15 protein-coding genes are annotated in these 23085 nt (G+C 71.0%); 1 reads left to right on the forward strand and 14 read right to left on the reverse strand.

The window, feature by feature from the left end; genetic code table 11:
* Positions 1 to 77 precede the first annotated feature (77 nt).
* The 11 genes from ACIRRS_RS31675 to typA form a co-directional block, all read right to left on the reverse strand.
* Complete coding sequence (locus ACIRRS_RS31675) at positions 78 to 1163, reverse strand: ABC transporter ATP-binding protein (protein WP_402978081.1); 1086 nt, start codon at positions 1161 to 1163, stop codon at positions 78 to 80.
* The gene (locus tag ACIRRS_RS31680) at positions 1153 to 2208 is read right to left on the reverse strand and encodes an ABC transporter ATP-binding protein (RefSeq protein ID WP_402978084.1); all 1056 of its coding nucleotides are present in this window, start codon (positions 2206 to 2208) and stop codon (positions 1153 to 1155) included. Before ACIRRS_RS31680 ends, ACIRRS_RS31675 begins: the two co-directional genes overlap by 11 nt.
* A gap of 17 nt (positions 2209 to 2225) precedes the next feature.
* Positions 2226 to 3224 carry an ABC transporter permease gene (locus tag ACIRRS_RS31685; protein ID WP_402978087.1) on the reverse strand — a complete coding sequence of 333 codons (999 nt, stop codon included), beginning with the start codon at positions 3222 to 3224 and terminating at the stop codon, positions 2226 to 2228.
* Positions 3217 to 4143, reverse strand: coding sequence for an ABC transporter permease (locus ACIRRS_RS31690; RefSeq protein WP_402978090.1), 927 nt, complete (start codon positions 4141 to 4143; stop codon positions 3217 to 3219). Before ACIRRS_RS31690 ends, ACIRRS_RS31685 begins: the two co-directional genes overlap by 8 nt.
* Before the next feature lie 96 nt (positions 4144 to 4239).
* The gene (locus ACIRRS_RS31695) at positions 4240 to 5862 is read right to left on the reverse strand and encodes an ABC transporter substrate-binding protein (RefSeq protein ID WP_402978093.1); all 1623 of its coding nucleotides are present in this window, start codon (positions 5860 to 5862) and stop codon (positions 4240 to 4242) included.
* A gap of 189 nt (positions 5863 to 6051) precedes the next feature.
* Entirely contained in the window at positions 6052 to 7068 is a 1017-nt protein-coding gene (locus ACIRRS_RS31700) for an ABC transporter ATP-binding protein (protein ID WP_402978095.1), read from the reverse strand.
* The gene (locus tag ACIRRS_RS31705; RefSeq protein WP_402978097.1) at positions 7061 to 8113 is read right to left on the reverse strand and encodes an ABC transporter ATP-binding protein; all 1053 of its coding nucleotides are present in this window, start codon (positions 8111 to 8113) and stop codon (positions 7061 to 7063) included. Before ACIRRS_RS31705 ends, ACIRRS_RS31700 begins: the two co-directional genes overlap by 8 nt.
* Positions 8114 to 8132: 19 nt before the next feature.
* A complete protein-coding gene (locus ACIRRS_RS31710; RefSeq protein ID WP_402978099.1) occupies positions 8133 to 9080 on the reverse strand; it encodes an ABC transporter permease in 948 nt (315 codons plus the stop codon).
* Positions 9073 to 10002, reverse strand: a complete 930-nt coding sequence (locus ACIRRS_RS31715) for an ABC transporter permease (RefSeq protein ID WP_402978101.1) — start codon at positions 10000 to 10002, stop codon at positions 9073 to 9075. Before ACIRRS_RS31715 ends, ACIRRS_RS31710 begins: the two co-directional genes overlap by 8 nt.
* Before the next feature lie 137 nt (positions 10003 to 10139).
* A complete protein-coding gene (locus tag ACIRRS_RS31720; protein WP_402978104.1) occupies positions 10140 to 11792 on the reverse strand; it encodes an ABC transporter substrate-binding protein in 1653 nt (550 codons plus the stop codon).
* A gap of 429 nt (positions 11793 to 12221) precedes the next feature.
* Positions 12222 to 14129, reverse strand: a complete 1908-nt coding sequence (gene typA, locus ACIRRS_RS31725) for a translational GTPase TypA (RefSeq protein ID WP_402978107.1) — start codon at positions 14127 to 14129, stop codon at positions 12222 to 12224.
* Positions 14130 to 14393: 264 nt separating this feature from the next.
* On the opposite strand from typA, the gene ACIRRS_RS31730 reads away from it, so the two are divergent.
* Entirely contained in the window at positions 14394 to 15500 is a 1107-nt protein-coding gene (locus ACIRRS_RS31730) for a hypothetical protein (RefSeq protein ID WP_402978110.1), read from the forward strand.
* Here ACIRRS_RS31730 and ACIRRS_RS31735 read toward each other — a convergent pair.
* The 3 genes from ACIRRS_RS31735 to ACIRRS_RS31745 form a co-directional block, all read right to left on the reverse strand.
* A complete protein-coding gene (locus tag ACIRRS_RS31735) occupies positions 15497 to 17224 on the reverse strand; it encodes an ABC transporter family substrate-binding protein (protein ID WP_402978113.1) in 1728 nt (575 codons plus the stop codon). The two genes, ACIRRS_RS31730 and ACIRRS_RS31735, sit on opposite strands and share 4 nt — an antisense overlap.
* A 76-nt stretch (positions 17225 to 17300) precedes the next feature.
* Positions 17301 to 19910, reverse strand: a complete 2610-nt coding sequence (locus tag ACIRRS_RS31740; RefSeq protein ID WP_402978116.1) for a SpoIIE family protein phosphatase — start codon at positions 19908 to 19910, stop codon at positions 17301 to 17303.
* Between the two features lie 229 nt (positions 19911 to 20139).
* Complete coding sequence (locus ACIRRS_RS31745) at positions 20140 to 22935, reverse strand: SpoIIE family protein phosphatase (RefSeq protein ID WP_402978119.1); 2796 nt, start codon at positions 22933 to 22935, stop codon at positions 20140 to 20142.
* Positions 22936 to 23085: the final 150 nt, after the last annotated feature.

The raw sequence follows: 23085 nt of genomic DNA on the forward strand, positions 1-23085 counted from the left end.
CCCACGGTGGATCTCGGTTCCATCACGGCGAAGGGCGCGCTCCCCCGGGGGAGCGCGCCCTTCGCCGTACGGGCCCCTCAGCCGCCGTTCGTCCGCTCCGCCGCGAAGTGGCAGGCCGAGTCGTGCGCCGCCTGCCCCTCCAGCCCGGCCGGCGCGGCCAGCAGCGGCACCTCCACCGCGCAGCGCTCCTGCGCCTTCCAGCAGCGCGTCCGGAACCGGCACCCGGACGGCGGGTTGGCCGGCGAGGGCACGTCCCCGGTGAGCACGATCCGGTCCCGCGACTCCCGCGCCGTCGGGTCCGGCACCGGCACCGCCGAGAGCAGCGCCTGGGTGTACGGGTGCGTGGCGTGGTCGTAGATCTCGGTGTCGCTGCCGATCTCGACCAGCCTCCCCAGGTACATCACCCCGACCCGGTCCGAGATGTGCCGGACGATGGAGAGGTCGTGCGCGATGAACATGTACGAGAGGTTGAACTCCCCCTGGAGCTGCTCCAGCAGGTTGATCACCTGCGCCTGCACCGACACGTCCAGCGCCGAGACCGGCTCGTCGCAGATGATGACCTCCGGCTTGAGCGCCAACCCCCGGGCGATGCCGATGCGTTGACGCTGCCCGCCGGAGAACTGGTGCGGATACCGGTTGATGTACTCGGGGTTGAGCCCGACCACGTCCAGCAGGTCCTGAACGGCCTTGCGGCGCTGACCCTTCGGCGCCGCCTCGGGGTGGATCTCGAACGGCTCCCCGATGATGTCGCCGACCGTCATGCGCGGGTTGAGCGAGGTGTACGGGTCCTGGAACACCATCTGGATGTTGCGCCGCACGGCCTTCAGCGCGCCGCCGCTCAGCCGGGAGATCTCCTCCCCCTTGTACCGGACGGACCCTCCGGTGGCCGGCTCCAGATTCATCAGCACCTTGGCCAGCGTGGACTTCCCGCAGCCGGACTCGCCGACGACGCCCAGCGTCTCGCCCTGCATCAGGTCGAAGCTGACCCCGTCGACGGCCTTCACCGCCCCGACCTGCCGCCTGAACAGCACGCCCTTGGTCAGCGGGAAGTGCTTGACCAGGTCCCGGACTTCAAGGATCGGCTCGCCCCTCGGCACCTCCTGGGAGAAGGCCACCTCCTCGGGCAGAGCCGCGCCCAGCGCACTGGCCCCGTTAACGGTCATGGAGGGTCTCCTTCCAGAAGAAGCAGGCACTGCCGCGCCCCTCCAGCGGGGCGCCGTCCTCCTCGGTGACGGGGTACAGCGGGGGCACCTCGGCCCGGCAGCGGTCCTGGGCCCGCGGGCAGCGCGGGTTGAAGGCGCAGCCCGGCGGGATCCGCAGCAGGTTGGGCGGCAGGCCCTTGATCGCGTAGAGCTCCTGGCCCTTCTGGTCCAGGCGCGGGATGGAGTCCAGCAGCCCCCGGGTGTACGGGTGCGCCGGCCGCGCGTACAGCTCGTGCACGGGCGCGGTCTCCACGATCCGCCCCGCGTACATCACCGCGATCTTGTCCGCGACGTCGGCGACCACCCCGAGGTCGTGGGTGATCAGGATCAGACCCATGTGGAACTCGGCCTGGAGCTCCGCGAGCAGGTCCATCACCTGGGCCTGGACGGTGACGTCCAGCGCCGTGGTCGGCTCGTCCGCGATGATCAGGTCCGGCTCCAGCGCCAGCGCCATGGCGATCATGATGCGCTGGCGCATGCCGCCCGAGAACTGGTGCGGGTAGTCGTTCACCCGCTGGGCCGCGGCCGGGATGCGGACCCGGTCCATCAGCTCGACGGCCTTGGCCTTGGCCTCGGAGCGCGAGGCCCCCTGGTGCACGCGGAACATCTCGCCGAGCTGGAAACCCACGCTCAGCACCGGGTTGAGCGCCGAGAGCGCGTCCTGGAAGATCATCGCGATCTTCCGGCCGCGGATCTTGCGCCGCTCGTCCTTGCTCATCGTCAGCATGTCCCGGCCCCGGAAGAGGATCTCCCCGCGCGGGATCCGGGCCGGCGGCATGTCGAGGATGCCCATGATCGCCTGCGCCGTCACCGACTTGCCCGAGCCGGACTCCCCCAGCACCGCCAGCGTCTCCCCGGCCCGGACGGAGTAGTCGACGCCGTTGACGGCCTTGGCCACGCCGTCCCGGGTGACGAACTCGACGTGCAGGTCCCTGACGTCGAGCAGCGGCCCGTCGTCCGGCGCCTCCCGCCCGCGCTCGGGGGTCCTGTCCACAGCTGTACTCACGAGGCGCTCCCCTTCGCTCAGCGAAGCTTCGGATCGAGGGCGTCGCGCACCGCGTCGCCCAGCATGATGAAGGCCAGCACGGTGACGGACAGCGCCGCGGCCGGGAAGAACAGCACGTACGGCGCCGTGCGGATCACCTTCTGGGCGGAGGAGATGTCGATGCCCCAGGAGATGGTCGGGTCCTGCAGGCCGATGCCGAGGAAGCTCAGCGTCGCCTCGGCCGCGATGTAGCCGCCGAGCGCGATGGTGGCGACGACGATCACCGGGGCGATCGCGTTCGGCAGGATGTGCCGGAACATCAGCCGGCCCGTCCCGGCGCCCAGCGCCCGCCCGGCGACGACGTAGTCGGCCTGCTTGACGGTCAGCACCGCGCCGCGCATGACGCGGGCGATCTGCGTCCAGCCGAGCACGCCGAGGGCGATGACCACGCTCCACACCGTGCGGGTGGAGAAGGCGTTGAGCAGCACCAGGGCGCCGAGCAGCAGCGGGATGCCGAAGAAGATGTCGACGATCCGGGAGATCACCGCGTCCACCGCGCCGCCGAAGTACCCGGCGACCATGCCGGTCAGCCCGCCGAGCACGGTGACGGCGGCGGTGACGAAGATGCCGACGGTGATCGAGGCCCGGGCGCCGTACACGACCCGGGCGAAGATCGAGCGCCCCTGGGCGTCGTAGCCGAACCAGCCGCCGCCGAAGACGTCCCCCCAGTCGGGGCGGCGCAGGTAGTCGTGCACCAGGTCGGCCTTGCGGGGGTCGGTGTCGGTGAAGGCGTACGGGAAGACCGCCATGACGACCAGCAGCAGGATCAGCACCGCCGAGATCAGGAAGATCGGCCGCCGCCGCAGGTCCCGCCAGGCGTCGCCCCAGAGGCTGCGGGCCTCCTCGCGCTTCTCGGCGCTGCGCTCGACCAGCGTCTCCTGCTCGACCGCCATGCCCTGTTCGCCGGCGTAGTCGAGGTGCGAGACGCCGGGCTTGGGGTTGGGCCGCGTCGAGTCCTCGTCGTGGATGTCAGGCATAGCGAATCCTCGGGTCCAGGACCGCGTAGAGCAGGTCGACGAGCAGGCTGGCGACGAGGTAGACGATCACCAGGACGGTGACGATGCCGACCACGGTCGGGCCTTCCTTCTGGTTGATGGCCCGGTACAGGACGTTGCCGACGCCCTGCACGTTGAAGATGCCCTCGGTGACGATCGCGCCGCCCATGAGGGCGCCCAGGTCGGTGCCGAGGAAGGTGACCACCGGGATCAGCGAGTTGCGCAGCAGGTGGCGCACGATGACGGTCCGCCGGGGCAGGCCCTTGGCCACCGCGGTGCGGATGTAGTCGGCCCGCAGGTTCTCGCCGATGGACGTCCGGGTCAGCCGGGCCACGTACGCGAGCGACAACGAGCCCAGTACCACGGCGGGCAGGGCGAGTTGGGACAGGTCGCGGGAGTCCTGCACGGTCGGTGTGACCCAGCCCAGGTTCGTCGCGAAGATCGTCTGGGCGATGTACGCCAGCACGAAGACCGGCACCGAGATGACCACCAGGGTCATGACCAGGACCAGGGTGTCCGCGATGCTGCCGCGGTGCAGCCCGGAGATCACGCCGAGCGCGAGGCCGAGGACCATCTCGAAGACGAAGGCCATCAGCGCCAGCCGGATCGTCACCGGGAAGGCGTCCTTCATGATGTCCGCGACGGACCGCCCGGTGAAGCTGGTGCCGAAGTCCCCCTGGAAGAGGTTCCCCATGTAGTGCAGGTACTGCTTCCACAGCGGCTGGTCGAGGTAGTACCGGTGCTTGAGGCTGGCGACGATGGCCGGGTCGGCGGCCTTCTCACCGAAGAGCGCGGACACCGGGTCCCCCGGCAGCGTGTAGACCATCAGGAAGATCAGCAGTGTGGCGCCGAAGAACACCGGGATCATCTGCAGCACCCGCCGCAGGACGTAACTGCCCATCCGGGCCTCCTTACCTGGGACCGGCCGGCCGGACCGGCCGGGAGGGCCGGGCCCCGCCCCCCGTGCGGGGAGGGCGGGGCCGGCGGGACCGGGGAATCAGCCCTTGACCTGGACCTGGGTCCAGGCGGGGTTGCCGAAGGAGTCGAACGAGACGTTCTGCACCTTGTTCGAGTAGCCGGAGTTGGTGCGGTAGTACCAGAGCGGGATGGCCGGCATCCCGCTCGGCAGCACCGCCTCCGCCTGCTGGTAGCCGGCCACCGTGTCGGCGACGCTGGCGGCCTCGTCGGCCTTGGTGGCGGCCTCGTCGAACTTCGGGTCGCTGTAGCCGAAGTCGTTGGAGGCGGCGCCGGTGCGGTACACCTCGTTGAGGAAGTTGGCGTTCAGCGGGTAGTCCTGCACCCAGCCGGTGCGGAAGGCGCCGTTGATGGTGTGCCCGGTGATCGCGGCCCGCGCGGTCTTGAAGTCCGACTTCGGGTCGCCGAGGCAGTCCACGCCGGTGTTCTGGCGGATCGAGTTGCAGACCGCGTCCACCCACTCCTTGTGGCCGCCGTCCGCGTTGTACGTGATCAGCAGCTTGTTCCCGGGGACGCCGCCGCCCTCCTGGATCAGCTGCTTGGCCTTGGCCGGGTCGAACTTGCAGAAGTCGCCGCAGGCGCCGTCCTTGTAGCCCTCGACGCCCTCGGCCACCCACGCGGTGGCGGGCTTGCGGGAGCCCTGGAGCACCGTCTTGGTGATGGTGTCCCGGTCGATCGCCATCGACAGGCCCTGGCGCACCTTGGCCTTGTCCGGGGAGGACCAGTCGGCCTGGTAGAGCGTGAAGCCGATGTTCTGGATGGCGCCCTGCGGGGCGTCGATCGCCCGGTCGCCGAGGTCGTTCTTGTACGTGGCCAGCGCGGAGGGCGGCACCTGGTCCATCACGTCGAGGTTGCTGGACTGGAGGTCCGCGTAGGCCGCCTCCGACGTGGTGTACATCTTGAAGACGATGCCGCCGTTCTTCGGCTTGTCCACGCCCTGGTAGTCCGCGAACGCCTTGGTGACGACCTCGGTGTTGTGGGTCCAACTGACGAACTGGTACGGGCCGTTGCCCACCGGCTTCTGCCCGAACCCGGCCGGGTCCTTGAAGAAGGCGTCCGGCAGCGGGGCGAAGGCGATGTAGCCGAGCTTGTACTCGAAGTACGAGACCTTGTTGGCCAGCTTGACCGTGAAGTGCAGGTCGTCGACGACGGTCAGGCCGGACATCTTGTCCGTGGTGGGCTGCCCGGTCGTGGGGTGGACGTCCTTGTAGCCCTCGATGTCGGAGAACCAGGAGCTGTTGATCTGCGCGTTCTTCGGGTTCGCCGACCAGTTCCAGGAGTCGACGAAGTTCTTGGCGTGCACCGGGGTGCCGTCGTGGAACTTCCAGCCGTCCTTGAGGGTGACGTTGAAGGTCTGCGAGTCGCTGGTGTCGATCTTGTCCGCGACCTGCATCCGGATCTTGGCGTTGCTCGGGTCGTAGTCGACCAGCCCCTTGAAGAGGTTCTGGATGATGCGACCACCACCGACCTCGTTCGCGTTGGCCGGCTGCAGCGGGTTCTGCGGCTCACTGCTCTGGTAGCTGAACGTCTTGCTGGCGTCCGACGAGCTGCTGCCTCCTCCGCCGCTGCTGCTGCAACCGGTGGCCACCAGGGCCACGGAGGTAGCGGTGGCGAGGACCCAACGGGCGCGGGCGGCTACGGGCATGGAGAGGTCCCTCCTCGGTGGTGTGTGTCGCATCACACCCCATGAGAAGGTCGCCCCGTCGACGGCGCGAGTCGGGAGCACCCGGATGGGTGCCCTCCAGCCCCTCCGAGTTGACGCGCCGACGGGCCGGGGAACGCGGAAGGGCCCGCGGCAACAGCCGCGGGCCCTTCCGGGTACCGTACGGGAGCGTCAGGCCGCGGCCGACTCCCGGACCTCGGGGAAGTGGCAGGCCGACTCGTGGGCGGCGTGGCCCTCCAGCGTGGTCGGGATCGCCAGCAGCGGGATCTCCTCGGCACAGCGGTCCTGCGCCTTCCAGCAGCGGGTGCGGAAGCGGCAGCCGGACGGCGGGTTGGCCGGCGAGGGGATGTCACCGCTCAGGATGATCCGCTCGCGGGACTCGCGCGCCGTCGGGTCCGGCACCGGCACCGCGGAGAGCAGCGCCTGGGTGTACGGGTGGGTGGCGTTCTCGTAGATCTCCTCGTCGGAGCCGATCTCCACCATCTTGCCCAGGTACATCACGCCGACGCGGTCGGAGATGTGCCGGACGATGGAGAGGTCGTGCGCGATGAACATGTACGAGAGGCCGAACTCGCCCTGCAGCTGCTCCAGCAGGTTGATCACCTGCGCCTGGACGGACACGTCCAGGGCCGAGACGGGCTCGTCGCAGATGATGATCTCCGGCTTGAGCGCGAGGCCGCGGGCGATGCCGATGCGCTGGCGCTGACCGCCGGAGAACTGGTGCGGGTACCGGTTGATGTACTCCGGGTTCAGGCCGACGACGTCCAGGAGGTCCTGGACGGCCTTGCGGCGGTCGCCCTTGGGAGCCACCTCGGGGTGGATCTCGAAGGGCTCGCCGATGATGTCGCCGACCGTCATGCGCGGGTTGAGCGAGGTGTACGGGTCCTGGAACACCATCTGGATGTTGCGGCGGACGGCCTTGAGGGCCGCCCCCTGCAGCGTGGAGATGTCCTCGCCCTTGAACAGCACCTGGCCGGAGGTGGCCCGCTCCAGGTTCATCAGCACCTTGGCCAGCGTGGACTTGCCACAGCCGGACTCGCCGACGATGCCGAGGGTCTCGCCCTTGGCCAGGTCGAAGGAGATGCCGTCGACGGCCTTGACCGCACCGACCTGCTTCTTGAAGAGGACTCCCTGGGTCAGCGGGTAGTGCTTGACCAGGTCCTTGACCTCCAGGATGGGCTCAGCCATGGAGGGTCTCCTTCCAGAGGTGGCACGCGCTGCGGCGGCCGGTGATCTCCACGCCGTCCTTGTCGGTCACCTGGTGCAGCTCCGGGGTGTCGGTGCGGCACAGGTCGGTGACGACGTCGCAGCGGGGGTTGAACGCACAGCCCGTCGGGACCTTGAGCAGGTTCGGGGGCAGGCCCTTGATCGCGTACAGGTCCTGGCCCTTCTGGTCCAGGCGCGGGATCGAGCGGAGCAGGCCCTTGGTGTACGGGTGCGCCGGCTTGGCGTACAGGTCGTGCACCGGGGCGGTCTCGACGATCCGGCCGGCGTACATCACGGCGATCTTGTCCGCGACGTCGGCGACCACGCCGAGGTCGTGGGTGATCAGGATCAGACCCATGTTGTACTCGGCCTGCAGCTCGGCGAGCAGGTCCATCACCTGGGCCTGGACGGTGACGTCCAGGGCGGTGGTGGGCTCGTCGGCGATGATCAGGTCGGGCTGCAGGGCCAGCGCCATGGCGATCATGATGCGCTGGCGCATGCCGCCGGAGAACTGGTGCGGGTAGTCGTTGACCCGCTGGGCCGCGGCGGGGATGCGCACGCGGTCCATCAGCTCGATGGCCTTGGCCTTGGCCTCGGAGCGCGAGGCGCCCTGGTGCACGCGGAACATCTCGCCGAGCTGGTAGCCCACGCTCAGGACCGGGTTGAGCGCCGAGAGCGCGTCCTGGAAGATCATCGCGATCTTCCGGCCGCGGATCTTGCGCCGCTCCTCGTTGCTCATGGTGAGCATGTCCTTGCCGCGGAAGAGGATCTCACCCTTGGTGATCTTCCCCGGCGGCATGTCCAGGATGCCCATGATGGTCTGCGCCGTCACGGACTTGCCGGAGCCGGACTCGCCGAGGACGGCGAGGGTCTCGCCGGCCGCGACGGAGTAGTTGACGCCGTTCACGGCCTTGGCGATGCCGTCCCGGGTGTGGAACTCCACGTGGAGGTCCTTGACCTCCAGGAGCGGGGTTCCGACTTCGAGACGGTCGTTGTTCTGGTTGTTGTTCTCGATCACGGTGGTCATCGGGTCGTCACCTCTTCTCTCAGCGGAGCTTCGGGTCGAGGGCGTCGCGCACCGCGTCGCCGAGCATGATGAAGGCCAGCACGGTCAGGCTCAGCATGCCGGCCGGGAAGAACAGGGCGAACGGCGCCGTACGGATCGACTTCTGGTTGGAGGCGATGTCGATGCCCCACGAGATGGTCGGGTCCTGGAGACCGATGCCGAGGAAGCTCAGCGTCGCCTCGAGGGCGATGTAGCCGCCGAGGGCGATGGTCGCGACGACGATCACCGGGGCGATCGCGTTCGGCAGGATGTGCCGGAACATGATCCGGCCGGTGCTGGCGCCCAGCGCCTTCGCGGCCGTCACGAAGTCCGCCTGCTTGACGGTGATGACCGAGCCGCGCATGACGCGGGTCATCTGCGTCCAGCCGAGGACGACCAGGGCGAACACCACGCTCCAGATCGTGCGCGAGGTGAAGGCGTTGAGGATCACCAGGGCGCCGAGCAGCAGCGGGATGCCGAAGAAGATGTCGGTCACGCGGGAGATGATCGTGTCGACCCAGCCGCCGAAGTAGCCGGCCAGCATGCCGGTGAGGCCGCCGAGGATGGTCACGCCGACGGTGACGCAGATGCCGACGATGACCGAGGCACGGGCGCCGTAGAGGACACGCGCGTAGATCGAACGGCCCTGGACGTCGTAGCCGAACCAGTCCGCCTGGAAGAAGTTCGTGTAGTTCGGCTTGCCCAGGTAGTGGTTGCGCAGGTCGGCCGCGCGCGGGTCCACCGAGGTGAACAGGCTCGGGGCGATCGCCATGAGGATCAGCAGCAGGATCAGCACCGCGGAGATCACGAAGATCGGCCGGCGGCGCAGGTCGTGCCAGGCGTCGGAGCCGAGGCTGCGGGCCTTCTCGGGCTTGGGCGCGGCGGCCGCGACGGCCCCGTCCCGCGGGGAGGGGATCCCCGCGTCCTTCTTCTCGGTCAGGTCAGGCATAACGAATCCTCGGGTCCAGGACCGCGTAGAGCAGGTCGACGATCAATCCGGCGGCCAGGTACACCAGCACCAGGAAGGCGACGAAACCGGAAACCGTCGAGCCCTCCTTGTGGTTGATCGCCGTGAAGAGAGCGTTGCCGACGCCCTTGACGTTGAAGATGCCCTCGGTCACGATCGCGCCGCCCATGAGGGCGCCGAGGTCGGTGCCCAGGAAGGTGACGACCGGGATCAGCGAGTTGCGCAGCAGGTGAGTGGTGATCACCTTGTGGCGCGGCAGGCCCTTGGCCACCGCGGTGCGCACGTAGTCGGCCTTGATGTTCTCGGCTATGGAGGTACGGGTGAGACGCGCGACGTACGCCAGCGAGAGCGAGCCGAGCACGACGGCCGGCAGGATCAACTGGGTGATGTCGTTGCTGTCCTGCACGGTCGGGGTGACCCAGCCCAGGTTCTGGCCGACGATCGTCTGCAGAACGAAGCCGAGCACCGGCACCGGGATCGAGATGAGCAGCAGCGTCATGATCAGGGTGCCCTTGTCGAAGAGCTTCCCGCGGCGCAGGCCCGAGACCAGGCCGATGCCGACGCCGAGCACGATCTCGATGGCGAACGCCAGCAGCGCGAGCCGGATGGTGACCGGCAGGGCCTCGGTGATCACGTCGAGCACTGGGCGCTTGTTCCCCAGCGTGGTTCCGAAGTCGCCGGTCAGCATGTTCCCCATGTAATCGAGGTACTGCTGGATCAGCGGCTTGTCGAAACCCATCTCGTGCCTGAGGGAGGCGAGCTGGACCGGGTCCGGTGCCTTGTCGCCCCACATCGCGGCCACCGGGTCACCCGGCAGCACGTGCACCATGAAAAAGATGAGCGCGGTGGTTCCGATGAACACCGGGATCATCTGGAGCAGTCGCCTCGCGACAAAGCGCCCCATCGTGCCTCCATGTTGGCTCTGCCGGGCCCGTCAACCCGGAGAGATAAGTCGGCGTGCCAACGGCCGGTGCCAGTCCTCGCCCTTGTGGGGATGGACGGGCACCGGCCGTTGTCACCGGGTCAGGCGGTGCCGACCGATTACTTCTTCTTGACCTCGACGTCGGTGTAGACCGGGTTGCCGAAGGAGTCGAACTTCACGTTCTGGACGTTGTTCGAGTAGCCGGAGCTGGTCTTGTAGTACCAGAGCGGGATGGCCGGCATGTCCTTGGCCAGGACGGCCTCGGCCTGCTGGTACAGCTCGGCGGTCTTCTCGACCGTGGTGGCCGCGTCGGCGTCCTTGGCGAGCTTGTCGAACTCGGGGCTGGAGTAGCCGGCGTCGTTGGCCGCGGCACCGGTGCCGTAGACGTCGCGCAGGAAGTTGGCGTTCAGCGGGTAGTCCTGCACCCAGCCGGTACGCATCATGCTCGCGACCTGCTTCTTGGTCACGATGTCGCGCGAGGTCTTGAAGTCGGGCTTCGGGTCACCGAGGCACTCGACACCGGTGTTCTGGCGGATGTTGTTGCAGACCGCGTCCACCCACTCCTTGTGACCACCGTCGGAGTTGTAGAGGATGGTGATCTTGCCGCCGGGGACGCCACCGTTCTCGGTGATGAGCTGCTTGGCCTTCGCCGGGTCGAACTTGCAGGCGTCGCCGCAGGCGCCGGCCTTGAAGCCCATGACGCCGGGCGCCACGAACGCGTCGGCGGGCTGGCGGTTGCCGTTCAGCACGGTCTTGGTGATGGTGTCGCGGTCGATCGCCATCGACAGGCCCTGGCGGACCTTGGCCGCCTTGTCCTTGTCCATGGCGGCCCAGTCCGCGTTGTACAGCGCGAACGAGATGTTCTGGATGGCGCCCTGCGGCTGGTCGACCGCGCGCTTGCCCAGGTCGTCCTTGTACTTGGGCAGGTCGGTCGAGTCGACCTGGTCCAGCACGTCCAGCGTGTCGGACATCAGGTCCTTGTACGCGGCCTCGCCGGCGGTGTAGTTGCGGAAGACCACTCCGCCGTTCTTCGCCTTGTTGCTGCCGGCGTACTGGTCGTAGGCGGCCAGCGTGATGGCCTTGTTGTGCTCCCACGACACGAACTTGTACGGGCCGTTGCCGACCGGCTTCTCGCCGTAGCCGGCCGGGTCCTTGAAGAAGCCCTCGGGCAGCGGGTAGAAGGCCGAGTAGCCGAGCTTGTACGTGAAGTACGAGACCGGGGACGAGAGGTCGATCGTGAAGTGGGTGTCGTCGACGACCTTGAGGCCCGACATCTCCTTCGCGGTCGGGTCGCCCTTCTCCGGGTGGACGGCGTCGTAGCCGACGATGTCGGAGAACCAGTCCGAGTTGATCTGGTTGTTGGCCGTGTTGGCCGACCAGTTCCAGGAGTCGACGAAGGACTTGGCCGTCACCTTGGTGCCGTCGTGGAAGGTCCAGTTCGGCTTCAGCGTGACGGTGAAGTGCTTGGCGTCGGTGGTCTCGATCTTGTCGGCCACCTGGTTGCGCAGGGCGCCGGTCGCCGGGTCGTAGTCGACGAGGCCCATGAAGAGCTGCTTGACGATGCGGCCGCCCTGGTTCTCCATGGCGTTGGCCGGCTGCAGCGGACGCTGCGGCTCACCGCTCTGGTAGCTGAACACGCCCGTCGGGTTGACGGCGGCGCCGTCGGAGCCGCCGGACGAGCTGCTGCCGCCTCCGTTGCTACCGCAAGCGGTCGCGGCAAGGGCGACAGCAACAGCTGCGACAACCCACTTGGCCTGGCTCCCACCACGCATCGGTGTGCCTCCTGAATTCGACGTTGCAACGAGGAGAGCACTGCGGACGGTTGAAACCGGGCCCGCTGTGCCGTCCGCGCTCGTGGTTTCGGCGCGCACCCCTGCGCGTTCACCCTTGACCCGAGCCTGACTGCACCCACTATCCGTCACGCACGGACACGAAAGTGACCAGTGACGATCTCAATTAGGTCACATGAACAGTGGGTTAGTTTCGAAAACCGGACATATGAGACATAGCCAGACAGGCACCAAACGGACAGTCGTCACGGATGACGAACTGTCACGTTCGCTCAGCGGACACCTTGACGTGATGAGCGCTATTCACGGAATAGCGGCCCCGACAACTTGGAGTAGTTGAAAAAGTTCGCCCCCCTCTCCATCGGAAAGGGGGGCGGGCATTCCGGCCAAAGGCCCTCTATGCCATCAGGTTCAGGCCTTCTTGGCGCGCGAGGCAGTGCGTCCGCGGTCCTTCGCGTCGAGAACGACCTTACGGATGCGAACCGTCTCCGGGGTCACCTCGATGCACTCGTCCTCGCGGCAGAACTCGAGCGACTGCTCCAGCGAGAGCTTGCGCGGGGGGACGATCGACTCGGCCACGTCAGCGTTCGAGGAACGCATGTTGGTGAGCTTCTTCTCCTTGGTGATGTTCACGTCCATGTCGTCGGCACGCGAGTTCTCACCGACGATCATGCCCTCGTACACCTCGGTGCCCGGCTCGCAGAAGAGCACGCCGCGCTCCTGGAGGTTGGTCATCGCGAAGGCGGTGACCACACCGGAGCGGTCGGCGACCAGCGAGCCGTTGTTGCGGGTGGTCAGCTGGCCGAACCACGGCTCGTGGCCCTCGTGGATCGAGTGGGCGATGCCGGTGCCGCGGGTGTTGGTGAGGAACTCCGTACGGAAGCCGATCAGGCCGCGCGACGGCACGACGAACTCCATGCGGACCCAGCCCGAGCCGTGGTTGGACATGTTGTCCATCCGGCCCTTGCGGATGCCCATGAGCTGCGTGACCGCGCCCATGTGCTCCTCCGGCACGTCCACGGTGAGGCGCTCGACCGGCTCGTGGGTCTTGCCGTTGACCTGCTTGGTGACCACCTGCGGCTTGCCGACGGTCAGCTCGAAGCCCTCGCGGCGCATGGTCTCGATGAGGATGGCCAGCGCCAGCTCACCGCGGCCCTGCACCTCCCAGGCGTCCGGGCGCTCGGTGTCCAGGACGCGGAGCGAGACGTTGCCGATGAGCTCGCGGTCCAGGCGGTCCTTCACCTGGCGGGCGGTGACCTTGCGGTCCACCTTGCCCGCGCCGGACTTGGCGTCCGCGCCCTTGCCGGAGCCGCCGCGGCCGACCAGCGGGGAGGTGTTGGTGCCGATGGTCATCGAGATGGCCGGCTCGTCCACCGTGATCAGCGGCAGGGCGATCGGGTTCTCCGGGTCGGCCAGGGTCTCGCCGATCATGATCTCGCCGATGCCGGCGACGGCGCAGATGTCACCGGGGCCCGCCACCTCGGCCGGCTTGCGGGTGAGCGCCTCGGTCATCAGCAGCTCGGAGATGCGCACGTTCGAGATGGTGCCGTCGCGCTTGATCCAGGCCACGGTCTGGCCCTTGCGCAGCTCGCCCTGCTCGACGCGCAGCAGCGCGATGCGGCCGAGGAAGTTGTCGGCGTCCAGGTTGGTGACGTGGGCCTGGAGCGGGGCGTCCTCGTCGTAGGTCGGGGCCGGGACGTGCTCCAGCAGGGTGGAGAAGAACGGCTCCAGGTTGGTGCTGTCGGCCGGGACGGTGCCGTTCTCCGGCTTGGTCAGCGAGGCGACGCCGTCACGGGCACAGGCGAAGACGATCGGGAACTCGATCTGCTCCTCGTCCGCGTCCAGGTCCAGGAACAGGTCGTAGGTCTCGTTGATGACCTCGTCGATCCGGGAGTCCGGGCGGTCCGTCTTGTTGATGCAGAGGATGACGGGCAGGCGCTGCGAGAGCGCCTTGCGCAGCACGAAGCGGGTCTGCGGCAGCGGGCCCTCGGAGGCGTCCACGAGCAGCACGACCGCGTCCACCATCGACAGACCGCGCTCGACCTCGCCACCGAAGTCGGCGTGGCCCGGGGTGTCGATGATGTTGATGGTGATCGGCGCCCCGCCGTCCTTGGGGTGGTACTTCACCGCCGTGTTCTTCGCGAGAATGGTGATGCCCTTCTCGCGCTCCAGGTCGTTCGAGTCCATCATGCGGTCGTCGAGCTGCTGGTGGGCCGAGAAGGCGCCGGCCTGCTTGAGCATGGCGTCGACCAGCGTGGTCTTGCCGTGGTCGACGTGGGCGACGATGGCGACGTTACGGATGTCGTTGCGCGTGGGCATGCCTTGCTGATTCTCCCGGAATCGTGGGTTGCGGCGCCCGGCTGCGTGACGCGCACTTGCGATCGCTGTCGATCGCCGCCGCCCGTTCCGCCTGCTACTACCGGTCCACCCGCCGGGCATCTGGACATGCGCGGCTTCCCCCTATCGTACGGGGAAGCGCCCAGGGGGGCAGAAACGGGCAGCTCGGGGGACCAAGATCACATCTGGATCACACCCTCTCCACGGGTCTCCACACCGTCGGCGGCGTGCGCCACGCTTCCGTCCGTGATCCAACGAATCCTGGCCTCGCTGCCCTGGACCTTCCGTGCCGCCGCCGCAGTCGCCCTGTGGGCCGCCCTCAAGAACGGACTCGCTCCCGAGACCGCCATCGGCTGCATCGCCGGCTTCCTGATAGGCCAGGAACCGCTCGGCGACCTCTGGTTCCTGCTCACCCACCGCTTCTACGGCGGACGCCTGTACGCGGTGAAGTACGGGAGGGGCCGGAAGCTCTGGAGCGGCTCGATCGCCGGTGCCCTCGTCGAACTCGGCACGCGGCCCGCGAGCGGACTCCTGCTCCACTGGGGGCAGCGGGCCGTCCCCGCCGTCCGGCTGCGGACCTGGGCCGCCTCCACCGCGCTGTTCGCCCTCCACGGAGGGCTCGGCGCCTGGCTGGCGACCTCCCGCACCGGCCTGCCCCAGGGCATCGGTTACGGCCTCCTCGTCACCCTCGTCATGACCGCCGTGGTCTACGCGGCGCGGCCGATCGACTCCCTCTGGGCCGTCTTCGTCCTGCCCTTCCGCCCGGACGGCGTGAAGATCGACCTCCCGTCGCCGACCGCCGCCGAGGCCGAGCGGCTCCTCGTACGGGGCCTGATCCCGCAGGCCCGCCGGAAGCTGGACGAGGGCGGGGGCCCGCTCCTCACCGCCGCTGTGGTCACCCTGGCCGAGGGCCGCCACGAGGAGGCGCAGCAGCTCGTCCTCGCCGACCTGGAGCGGGGTTGCTCGGAGTATTCGGCGTGCTGGACCATCGGGATGGTGCTGATCAGTCACGCCGACTCCGGGGAGCTGCCCCCCGAGCTGGCCGGGGCCCGACTGGAGCCGTTCCTCAACCTGTGGAACATCCCCGATCCGGCCCTGCTCCCCGACTTCCTCCCCACCGCCGACCTCGCCCGGTTCCGGGGCGACCACCGCACCGCCGTCCGGGTGGCCCGCCGCCTCTCGACCCTTGCCAGCTCCCCCTTCTGGCGGGCCGAGGCCTGCTGCTCCCTCGCCGCCGCGCTGATCGCGGACGGCCGCCCGGAGGAGGCCCGCAAGGCGCTGGCCCGCGCCCGCCGGGAGTGCCCCGGGCTGGCCCGCATCGCCGACGTGGAGCGGATGCTGCCGACGGCCTAACCGCTCCACCCCACGTCCTGGAAGCGCGGCCAGGCGAAGCCGAAGGCGCCGACGCCCCGGAGGCCGGTGCGGACGGCGACGAGGTCGGGGCGCTGGTAGAGCGGGACGGAGTGGCCGAGCTGCCAGATCCGGACGTCCGCCTCCTGGAGCAGGTCGGCGCGGGCGGCCGGGTCGAGTTCGGCGGCGGCGCGGTCGAAGAGGTGGTCGATCTCCTCGGTGCCGCTGCGGCCGTAGTTGGCGCCGGGGGCGAGGGCGCCGTCCGGGTCGGGGCGGGGCTTGGCGTAGGCGGGGCGCTGCTCGCCGGCCGGGTTGGGGCCGGCGGGCCAGGAGAAGAGCGCGAGGTCGTAGTCCCCGGCTACCAGTTCCTCCTGGACGAAGGTCTCGCCGGGCGCCGTCACCGGCTTCACCGCGACGCCGGCCTCGGCGAGGACGACGCGCAGGGCGTCGGCGGTGCGCTCGGCGGCGGCGGAGCCGGAGGGGACGAGGAGGGTCAGCGCCAGCTCCTTGCCGTCCTTGGCCCGGGTGCCGCCGCCCTTGCGCGTCCAGCCCGCCGCGTCCAGCTGCCGCCCGGCGTCCTCGGGCCCGGCCGCCGCGCTGTCGTCGCGGTAGCCCTCCTGCCCCTGGGCGAGGAGGTGGCTGCCGAGCGGGGCGCCGGGCAGGCCGAGCGGGGCGAGGGCGGCCTCGGCGACCCTGCGCCGGTCGACGGCCCGGGCCAGGGCCCGGCGCACGGCGGGGTCGGTGAGCGGGCCCCGGGCGGCGTTGACGGTGAGCTGGGTGAGCGAGGGCGCGGCGGCCCGGTGCACGGTGATCCCGGGCAGCCGCTCGGCCCGCTGGAGCGCCTGCGTCCCCGCGCCCGTGCCCGCCCGGTCGACCACGGCGGTGAGCGGGGCGACGTCCAGCCGGTCCTGGTCGAGGGCGTCGAGGCGCCGCTCGGGCGGCGCGGCCTGGAAGTCGAGCTGGTCGGCCTTGGGCCGGTCCCCCCACCAGAGCGGGTTGCGGGCCAGGGTGACCCGGCCCCCGTCCGCGTCGTACCGGGCGACGGCGTACGGCCCGGCGCTCAGGTGGCTCCCGCCCGTGAGCGCCCGGTTGAAGGCGCCGGGGGTGCCCGTCTCGGCGGCGGGGTAGAGCGGGGCGAAGAGGGAGCGCCACTCGGCGTACGGCCGTCGGAAGGTCACCTTGACCTCGCGCGGGTCGGCGCCCTGGACGATCGAGTCGACGGCGTCGTACCCGGCCGGGCGGCCGCCCCTGTAGGCGGGGTCGAGGCCGGAGAGGGCGGCCCGCTGGGCGGTGAGGTCGGCGGCGGACAGCGGGGTGCCGTCGCTCCAGACGGCGTGCGGGTTGAGCCGGTAGGTGACCACCTGCGGCTGCTGCCCGGGCGGGGTGGACTCGGCGGAGGCCAGGTAGTCCGGATCGGGGGCGAGCCGGCCGTGCTCGTCGGGCCGGAACAGGGAGGGGTAGAGCGCGTGCGCGAGCAGGGCCGAGTCCGCGTTCGCCTCGCGCTGGTAGACGTTCAGCGTGGCCGGGACGCCGTCCAGGGCCCAGCGCACGGTGCCGCCGTCGCGGACGGAGGCGCGTTCGGCGGGGCGGACGTCCCCGGTGGTGGCGGTCGGGTCCGCCGGGATCGGGGCGGGCGCCGGGGTGCGGGAGTGGCCCCCGGTGCAGCCGCCGAGTCCGGCGGCGAGCAGCAGCGCGGCGGCTGCGGCGGTGAGCTGGCGGACGCGCATGGCGGTCAGGCAACACCGGGCGCCCGCGGGGCCCGCTCCGACACGGCGGGCCGCCGCGCCGGAGCACCCGTACGGCCTACAGGGCCAGTTCGAACCAGACGATCTTGCCCTTGGGCGTGCGCCGGCTTCCCCAGCGCTCGGCCAGCAGGCTGACCAGCTGCAGGCCTCGCCCGCCCTCGTCGGTCTCCTGGGCGCGCCGCTGGCGGGGCTGGGCGTAGCCGTCGTCCCAGACCTCGCAGACCAGGCCGCGCTCGCGCAGCAGCCGCAGCCGGATCTCGCCGCGCCCGTGCTTGAGCGCGTTGGTGACCAGCTCGCTGACCAGCAGCTCGGTGGTGTCGACCAGTTCCTCCAGGCCGCGCGAGAGCAGCCAACTGCAGGCCAGTTCACGGGCCTTGGCGACGGAGGTGGGCTCGGGCGGCAGGAACCAGTTGCCGACGGCGTCCTCGGGGAAGGCGTGCACCTTGGCCATCAGCAGGGCGATGTCGTCCTCGCCGTGGTGCGGGTCGAGCTCGCCGAGCACGTGGTCGCAGAGGTCCTCCAGGCCCTTCTCCTCGGCGGAGAGCGCGATCCGGAAGGCCTTGAGCCCCTCGTCCAGCTGGTGCTTGCGGCTCTCCACCAGGCCGTCGGTGTAGAGGCCGAGCACGGCGCCGTCCGGCAGCGTCAGTTCGACCTCCTCGAAGGGCTCGCCACCGACGCCCAGCGGCAGGCCGGGCGGCACGTCGAGCATCCGGGCGGGCTCGCCGGGGCTGAGCAGGACGGGCGGCAGGTGGCCGGCGTTGGCGAAGACGCAGCGGCGGGTGACGGCGTCGTAGACGGCGTACACGCAGGTGGCGAGGTAGACCTCCCGGGCCCCCTCGTCGGCCGAGGAGGTGAGCCGGCCGTACGGGGTGGGCGGGCCGACGGGCACGGAGTCGTCGCCGAGCCCGCGGGCGATCTCGTCGAGGGCGGTGAGCACCTCGGCCGGGTCGAGGTCGAGCATCGCGAGCGTCCGTACGGCGGTGCGTAGTTGGCCCATGGCGACGGCGGCGCGCAGGCCTCGGCCCATGACGTCGCCGATGACCAGGGCGGTGCGGTTGCCGGGCAGCGGGATGACGTCGAACCAGTCGCCGCCGACCTCGGTGTTGTTGTTGCTGGGCAGGTAGCGGCAGGCGATCTCCAGGCCGCTGGCGGCCGGGTTGCCCGGGGGCAGCAGGCTGCGCTGGAGGATGAGGGCGCGCTCGTGCTCGCGGCGGTAGAGCCGGGCGTTGTCGATGCAGACGGCGGCGCGGGCGACGAGTTCCTCGGCGATGGCGACGTCGCGGGCGTCGAAGGGCTCGCTGCCGATGGCGCGGGAGAGCTGGACGAGGCCGAGCACCTGGTCGCGGGCGACGAGCGGCACGATCAGGGTGGAGCGCAGCAGCGGGTCCGGGCCGGGCTCGGGGACGACGCTGCGGCCGGTGCGCAGCGCCCGCGCGTGCGGGGAGCGGCGGGGGTAACAGAGGGTGCCGCCGGCCTCGGCGATCGGCAGGCCGGTGACGGAGCCGAGCACCGAGGAGGCGCCGCCGATGACGCTGGAGACGGCGACGCGGCGCAGTTCGCCGCTGCCGTCGGTGAGGACGGTGTCGCCCAGACGCCCGGCGCTGGGGACGGTCTCGCCGGAGAGCAGCGCGGTGTAGAGGTCGACGGTGGCGAGGTCGCAGAACGGCGGGACGACGACGTCCAGCAGCTCCTTGGCCGTGGTCTCCAGGTCGAGGGTGGAGCCGATGTGCGCGCTGGCCTCGTTGAGCAGGGCGAGGTTGCGGCGCACGCCGTCCGCCTCGCGCTCGGCGACGTGCCGGCTGGTGACGTCGGAGACCTGCCCGGCGACGCCCATGGTCTGCCCGGCGGAGCCGTTGAGGCGGTAGAGCGAGACGGCCCAGAGCCGGTTGCCGTCGCGGGTGGGGACGGTGCCGTGGAAGCGCAGGTCGAAGACGGGCTCGCCGGTGGCGAGGACCTTGCGCAGGGCGGCGGCGAGGCGGTCGGCCTCGCCGGCGGGGAAGATGTCGTGGGCGGTGAGGCCTTCCAGGTCGGCCGGGGCGAGGCCCATGCCGGAGGCGAAGGCGTCGTTGACGCGCTGGAGGCGCAGCCGGTCGTCGAAGAGCACGAAGCCGGTGGGGGTCTGCCCGAAGACGGCCTCGGAGGCGGCGAGGTCGGTCTCGATGCGGCGCAGCCGGCCGAGGTCGACGGCCAGGCAGGTGGCGCCGGCGGTGGGCAGGGCGCTGTCGGGCATCAGGTAGAGCTCGGCGAGCCCCTCGCTGCCGCCGGCCTCGCGGTAGGGGGTGGTTCCGACCCACTCCTCGCCGGCGAGGGTGCGCTCCAGCCGGGCGCGGCCGCGCTGCCAGAGCTCGCGGGGGACGAAGGTGGTGATGGGATCGGCGCCGACGGCCTCGGCGGCGGGGACGCCGAAGAACTCGGCGGCGCGCTCGCTCCACTGGCTGATCCGCCCGTCCGGGCCGATCGCGAAGGTGGCGACGCGGATGTAGTCGTAGATCGACCCCGGGTCGCCCGCGCCCCACGTCCGGTCACCGGACTCGTGGCCCGGGCGGGGCCGGGCGGGGTCCGTCCCCGGCGGTGCCGGGGGCGGTGGCAGGTGCGAGGCACCGGCCTGCCCGGGAACAGCGGCATGACCGCTGCTGCTCGGCGCGCTCCGCGCCGGGGTGCTGTTCAACGGACCGACCCCTCCAACCCGCGACCGTCCGGATGTCGAGAAGACCGAGTATTCATCATCGAGGGGTACGTTCACACGCCCTCAACATCACAACATCAGATCGGGCGAAGGTTTTTGTCCTACCGCCCGCGCAACCACAATGCCACGTCCGCGCCCCCTTCCGGGGTCCGCGCTCCCCCTGGGGGCGTGATGGCATATGCGGCGCCCGGCCGAGGGCGCCCCGCGCGGGTCAGGCGCCGTCGCCCTCGTCGCCCGGCAGAGCCTGTTCGAACCAGACGACCTTGCCCATGCCCTCGGCCCTGGCGCCCCAGCGCAGGGCGAGGCGGCGGACGAGTTCCAGGCCACGGCCGCCCTCGTCGGCCTCGGCCGCGTGCCGCTCCCGGGGAGGGTCGGGCAGGGGGTCGGAGATCTCGACGAGCAGCGTCTCACCGAGCGTCAGCCGGACCCCGATCGGGGCGCTGGCGTAGCGGACGGCATTGGTGACCAGCTCGCTGACCAGCAGCTCCGCCGTGTCGGTGAGCTGCTCGACGCCCCACTCGGCGAGGGTGCCGCGGACGAGCCGGCGGGCCCGGGAGACGGCGGTGGGCTCGGCGGGCAGCGTCCAGCCGGCGGTGGGGGTGCCGGCCTGGCCGTGGCCGAGCCGGGCGAGCAGCAGGGCGACGTCGTCGGGTTCGCGGCCCTGCTCCATGGTGTCGAGGACGGCCTCGCAGGCGGCCTGGATGGAGGCGTGCGGCTCCTGGAGCACGGTGACGAGCCGGCCGAGGCCGACGTCGAGGTCCTTGTCCCGGGACTCGACCAGGCCGTCGGTGCACAGGGCGAGCAGGCTGCCCTCGGGGATCTTGAGTTCGACGGATTCGAACGGGACGCCGCCGACGCCGAGGGGGGCGCCGGAGGGCAGGTCGAGGATGCGCCCCCGGCCGCCGGGCAGCGGGCTGCCGGTGCGGGTGGGCTCCTCGGCCTCCTCGCCGGGCACGACCAGCACCGGGGGGATGTGCCCGGCCTTGGCGACGGTCAGCATCGAGGTGCCCGGGTCGTAGACGGCGTAGATGCAGGTGGCCAGCAGCGCCTCGTCCGGGCCCTGGGCGAGGTCGTCGGCCAGTTCGTGGACGTGCCGCAGCAGGACGTCCGGCGGCAGGTCGAGGGCGGCCAGGACGCGGACGGCGGTGCGCAGCCGGCCCATGGTGGCGGCGGCGCGCAGGCCGTGGCCCATGACGTCGCCGACGACCAGGGCGGTGCGGTCCCCGGGCAGCGGGATGACGTCGAACCAGTCGCCGCCGACCTCGGTGCCGCTGCTGCCGGGCACGTAGCGGTAGGCGACCTCGACGCCGGTGGGCTGGGGGACCTGCTGCGGGAGCAGGGTGCGCTGGAGGGTGAGGGCGGCGGTGCGCTCGCGGGCGTAGAGGCGGGCGTTGTCGAGGGAGCTGCCGGCGCGGTCGGCGAGTTCGACGGTGAAGGCGAGGTCGTCCCGGTCGAAGCCCTCGCGGTAGCCGGCCCGGCTGACCAGCAGCAGGCCGATGACGATGCCGCGGGCGCGCAGCGGGACGACCAGCATCGAGTGCACGCCCAGATCGTGGGCGGCCTGCATCTTCGGGTCGCCGGAGTAGGTGACGTCGTCCAGCTGGTCGGCGCCGGAGAGCAGCTCGGGCACGCCGGTGCGCAGCACCCGTCCGCAGGCGGAGTCCTCGGCGAAGGTGATCCGGGCGCCCCGGCGCAGCATCACCTCGACCTCGGGGCCGTCCTGGACGGAGGCGGTGCCGAGCTGGAGCAGGGAGGTGCGCCGGTCGTGGCCGTGCCGGGGCAGGTCGTCGCCGTGGGCGACGGCCTGGAGCAGGATGACCGCCGAGTGGTCGGTGAGGCGGGGGACGACGGAGCTGGCGAGCTCCTGGGCGATGCGGGAGGCGTCGAGGAGGTCGCCGACGCGGGAGCCGAACTCGTTGAGCAGCGAGAGCCGGCGGCGGGCGTGCTCGACCTTGGCGACGGCCCGGTAGCGCTCGGTCACGTCCATGACGGTGCCGGAGATGCCGAGGACGCGGCCGGCGCGGTCGGTCATCCGGCTGTAGGAGATGGAGCGGTAGCCGGCGCGGGCGGTGACCGGGGAGGCGAGGGTGACGTCGATGACGGGCTCGCCGGTGGCCAGCACCTGGCGCTGGATGGCGGTGATCTCGTCGGCGGCGCGCTCGGGCAGGGTCTCACCGGTGGTGCGGCCGACGTGGTCCTCCAGGGCGACGCCGTTCATCTCGGCGAGGGTCTGGTTGACGGCGGTGTAGCGCAGGTCGGTGTCCATGATGGCGATGCCGAGCGGGGACTGCTCGAACAGCGCGTCGCGCACGGCGAGGTCGCGCTCGACGGCGCGGACGGCGGCGGCCTCGGCCAGGTTGGCCTGGAGGAACGGGGTGCCGTCGCCGTCGACGAGCAGGGAGATCCGGGCGTCCACGGCGACGGGCCGGCCGTCCCGGTCGAACAGCTCGGCGAGGCCGGCCCAGCGGCCGTGGCGCAGGGTGTCCTGGATCGCGGCGCGGATGCGGCCGACCTGCTCCTGGTCGGGGATCAGCTCCTCGATGCGGCGGCCGACCAGCAGTTCGCTCGGCCAGCCGAGCAGCTCCTCGGCGGCGGGGCTCCAGAGGACCACCCGGCCGGCGGTGTCCAGGATCGCGATGGCGACCTTGAGCATGTCGAGCAGGCCGCCCCCGGGGGGCTCGGCGAGGCCGTACGGGGCGTCGGCGGGGCCTCCCGGGAAGGGGCGCCCGGGGCGGCTGCGGGGGCCGGGTGCGCCGGCGGGGGTGGTGAGGGTCGGCGCGGGGTGCGAGGGAGGGGCGTGCGGGGTGGCCTCGGGCGCCGGGGTGGTGGCGTTCTCCTGGGCTCCCGCCGGGTCCGGGACCGGCTCCGGGACGGAGCGGCGGCGGGCGGGCGGGGGCGGCGGCGCGGCCGGACGGGCTCCCCGGCGCAGCCGTGCGCGGGCGGCGGCGCTCCCTGCGGAGCCCGCCGTCCGTCGCGCTCCCCCGCGGCCGTTCCCGGTACTCGGCACCGTCGAGGCCTCCGGCTCTGCTCGGGATCGGCGCCGCCGGCTGGGGCGGCTCACCGATGGTGACGAATTGGGCCGAAAAGTGACATACCCAGCAGCACCCAGGCTATCCCGGCTGCCGGGCCGACTTGTCCGATTGACCTATCCGGGCGA

Origin of the sequence: Kitasatospora sp. NPDC101183 (assembly GCF_044767945.1) — a bacterium.
Taxonomy (GTDB): domain Bacteria; phylum Actinomycetota; class Actinomycetes; order Streptomycetales; family Streptomycetaceae; genus Kitasatospora.